The sequence below is a fragment of the Cellulomonas sp. genome, from assembly GCF_017744555.1.
Lineage (GTDB): Bacteria > Actinomycetota > Actinomycetes > Actinomycetales > Cellulomonadaceae > Cellulomonas.
Map to the genome: position 1 here is coordinate 1 of NZ_JAGIBD010000073.1, position 3724 is coordinate 3724.

Annotated in this window: 4 protein-coding genes; 2 read left to right on the forward strand and 2 right to left on the reverse strand. The window is 76.5% G+C overall.

Annotated features, from left to right (window positions below; translation table 11 throughout):
- Positions 1-223 (forward strand): hypothetical protein (locus J7523_RS19980; RefSeq protein WP_291890485.1); only part of this gene is annotated, 223 nt, incomplete at its 5' end.
- 27 nt (positions 224-250) lie between these two features.
- Entirely contained in the window at positions 251-2719 is a 2469-nt protein-coding gene (locus J7523_RS19985) for an MMPL family transporter (RefSeq protein WP_291890487.1), read from the forward strand.
- Positions 2720-2786: 67 nt separating this feature from the next.
- Here the strand turns inward: J7523_RS19985 and J7523_RS19990 are convergent, their stop codons facing one another.
- A complete protein-coding gene (locus J7523_RS19990) occupies positions 2787-3569 on the reverse strand; it encodes an SCO1664 family protein (protein ID WP_291890488.1) in 783 nt (260 codons plus the stop codon).
- Positions 3566-3724, reverse strand: a 159-nt coding sequence (locus J7523_RS19995; protein WP_291890490.1) for a DUF3090 family protein, incomplete at its 5' end; no start/stop codon positions are given. The genes J7523_RS19995 and J7523_RS19990, both read right to left, overlap by 4 nt.

The window sequence follows — 3724 nt, forward strand, 5'->3', positions numbered from 1 at the left end:
GATCGCGGCCGTCGTCGCCGTGCTCGGCGCCGTCGCGCGACGTGCCGCGGGCGTCGAGCCCGCACCACCGGGGCGTCGGCCCCGACCGGCGCACGTGCTGCCGGGGCCCGTCGTGGTGGGGGCGCCCGGCTGGAGCGGCGCACCCCGCCGGGCCTGCTTCGGTCCGGCACCGCCCCTCGGCGTGCCCCCGTCCCGGACGCTCCTCGGGCGTCCCCGTCCCTGACACCGTTCGCACCTCCAGGAGGACCCCATGGCCGTTCTGCTCCGTCGCCTGGGCCTGCGCTGCGCACGCGCCCCGTGGCGCGTCGTCGCCGCGTGGACCGTGCTGCTCGCGCTCGCCGTCGCGGCCTACGTCGCGGGGGCGGGGACGCTCTCCGCGACGTTCAGCCTGCCGGGGACCCCGACGCAGCGGGTCACGGAGCACCTCGAGGAGGCGCTGCCGCAGGCGGTCGGGGCGGCCGGGACGGTCGTGTTCTCGACGACCGACGGTGCGGCGTTCACACCCGCGCAGCAGGAGGGCGTCAGCGCCGCGCTCGCCGCGGCGGGGCGGCTGGACGGCGTCCAGGGCGTCACCGACCCGTTCGTCCTCGCACGCGACGGCGCATCCGCGGCGCAGCAGGTCGAGGCCGGGACCGCGGCGGTCGGCCAGGCACGTGACCAGCTCGAGCAGCAGCGCGCGGAGCTCGCGCGCGCCCAGGAGGGCGTCGCCGCGGGCGGGGGCGACCCGGCCGCCGTGCCCGAGCTCGCCGCGCAGGCCGCCGCCCTGGAGGAGGCGTCGGCCGAGGTCGAGCGGCAGGCGGCCGCGCTCGCCCTCGGGCAGGAGCAGATCGAGATGGCGGCCGACCTGCGCAGCGTCTCCGCCGACGGTGCCGTCGCGATCGGCGCCGTCGTCTTCGACGAGCCGGCCGTCTCGATCCCGGGCGAGGTGCGGCAGGCCGCCCACGACGCGATCGCGGACCACCCCGTCGAGGGCGTCCGGGTCGACTACTCGAGCACGTTCGCCCAGGACGTCGCGGGGATCCTCGGCGTCGGGGAGGTCGTCGGGGTCGTCATCGCCGCGCTCGTCCTGCTCGTCGTGCTGCGTTCCGCGCTGGCCGCGGCGCTGCCGGTGGTCACCGCGGTGACCGGGGTCGGTGTCGGGGTCACGGCGTGCCTCGCGCTGTCCGGCGTCGTCGACATGGTGTCGGTGACACCGGTCCTGGGGGTCATGCTCGGCCTGGCGGTCGGCATCGACTACTCGCTGTTCGTGCTCAACCGGCACCGCCGCCAGCTGCGGGAGGGGCTCGAGCTGCACGAGTCCATCGGGACCGCGGTCGGCACGTCGGGCAACGCGGTGGTCTTCGCGGGGAGCACGGTGGTCGTCGCGCTGCTCGCGCTCAACGTCACGGGCATCGCGTTCCTCGGGCTCATGGGCACCTTCGCGGCGGTGTGCGTCGTGGTCGCCGTGCTCGTGGCGCTGACCCTCACGCCGGCGCTGCTGGGGCTGCTCGGCCGGCGGGTCCTGCCGCGGGCGCTGCGCTCGTCCGCACCCGTCGCCCCGCGCGTCCCCCGGCCGATGTCGACCGGGCGGGCGGTCGTCACGGTGGTCGGCGCCGTCGTGGTGCTCGGGGTGGTCGCGCTGCCCGCGCTGTCGATGCGGCTCGGGCTGCCCGACGGCAAGAGCGAGGCCCAGGACACGACGCAGTACCGGGCCTACGTGACCACGGCCGAGCACTTCGGCGAGGGGCTCAACGGGCCGCTGCTCGTGGTCGCGGACCTGCCCGCGCCCGATCGCACGCTCTGGCCGCAGGGGGTCGACGAGGTGCTGGCGACGCAGGTGGCCAGTGAGCTGGACGCGCAGGACGACGTGGTGGGGGTCGCGCGTCTGCTCGCCTCCGACGACGGCCGCGTGGTCGCCTACCAGGTGGTCCCGCGCGAGGGCCCGACGAGCGCGTCGACCGAGCGGCTCGTCCACCGGCTGCGTGCGCTCTCGGACGACCTGCAGGCACGTGCGGACGTGACCATCGGCGTGGCCGGGTTCGCCTCGGGCAACATCGACGTGTCCGCGCGCCTCGCCGCCGCGCTGCCCGTCTACCTGGGCCTGGTCCTCGGCATCTCGCTGGTCATCATGACCGTCGTCTTCCGGTCGCTGCTCGTGCCGCTGACGGCGACGCTGGGCTTCCTGCTCTCGGTCGTCGCGGCGTTGGGCGGCGTGGTCGCGATCTACCAGTGGGGCTGGCTCGGCGACCTGCTCGACGTGCGGGTCCCGGGACCCGTGCTGAGCTTCCTGCCGACGCTGCTGGTGGGCGTGCTCTTCGGTCTCGCGGTGGACTACCAGCTCTTCCTGGTGTCGGGCATGCGCGAGGCGTTCGCGCACGGCGCGCCGGCGCGCACCGCCGTGGCGGTCGGCACGGCTGCGGGGCGGGCCGTCGTGACGGCCGCCGCGGTGATCATGGTCGCCGTGTTCGGCGGGTTCGTCTTCTCCGACCTCGTCATGATCCGGCCGGTCGGCTTCGGGCTGGCGTTCGGCGTGCTGCTGGACGCGTTCGTGGTGCGGCTCGCGGTCATCCCCGCCGTCATGCACCTGCTGGGCCCGGCGGCCTGGTGGCTGCCGCGGTGGCTGGACCGCGTGCTGCCCGACGTGGACGTCGAGGGTGCCGCTCTCGGGGCGGCTCGCCAGGGCGTGACGGGCGCGGGGGTGGCGGACGGCGAGGCGGTGGGCGTCGAGGCCGGGCGGTGAGGGGCGTCCCGCGGGGCCCCGTGGGCCGCCGGCGCTCCCGCAGGGGGTCGTCGCAGGTCCGGTCCGCTCAGAACAGCGGCCACGGCACCGGCGACGACGCCGCCTCCGGCCCGGGGAACCGCCCGCTCGCGAGCAGCCGCTCGCACCGCGCGACCAGCGCGTCGACCTCGGCCCCGTCCAGCAGCGCCGCCAGCTCGTCGCCCAGCGCACCGTGCAGGCCGTCGCGCACGCGCTCGACGCCCGCGCGCTCGTCGGCGTCGAGGTCCTCGCCCACCCAGCCCCACAGCACGGTCCGCAGCTTGGGCTCGGTGTGGAACGTGACGCCGTGGTCGACGCCGTAGCGGTGGCCGCCCGCGACGGGCAGCACGTGCCCGCCCTTGCGGTCGGCGTTGTTGACGAGCACGTCGAGCACGGCCATGCGGCGCAGCGCGGGGGAGTCCTCGTGGACGACGGCCACCGGGCGGCCGCGCTCGTCGGCGCCCTCGAGGACCGTGCGCCACCCGGGCGGCACGGCCGTCGTCGGGACGACGTCGACCGGGTCCTGCTCCGGGTCGGTCTCCTGCCAGAGCTGCACCATGCCGGGGCCCAGCGGCCCGTCGCGCAGCCACGTGCGCGGCACGACGTCCCATCCCAGCGCCTGCGAGACGCGGTACGTCGCGACCTCGCGGCGGGCGAGCGTGCCGTCGGGGAAGTCCCACAGCGGCTGCTCGCCCGCGACCGGCTTGTAGACGACCTGCACGTCGCCGACCGTGCCGACGAACGTCGCGTTCGACGCCGTGGTCACGCGACCGACGACCACCAGCTCGCCGTCGAGGACGTCGACGTCGTGCGCGTCGTCCGGGTCGGTCACGCGCCGTCGAGCGGGTCGCACACGTGACCGTCCGGGTCGACCGGCAGGCCGCACCGCGGGCACGCGGGTCGCCCGGCGCCCACGACGCGGCGCGTGCGCTGCACGAACGCCCGCGCGGTGCCCACCGGCATGCGCACCAGCAGGGCCTCCTCGGG

Bases quoted from the DNA above. Each gene is read 5' to 3' on its own strand.
- J7523_RS19985 (WP_291890487.1), top strand. From the start codon at position 251: ATGGCCGTTCTGCTCCGTCGCCTGGGCCTGCGCTGCGCACGCGCCCCG.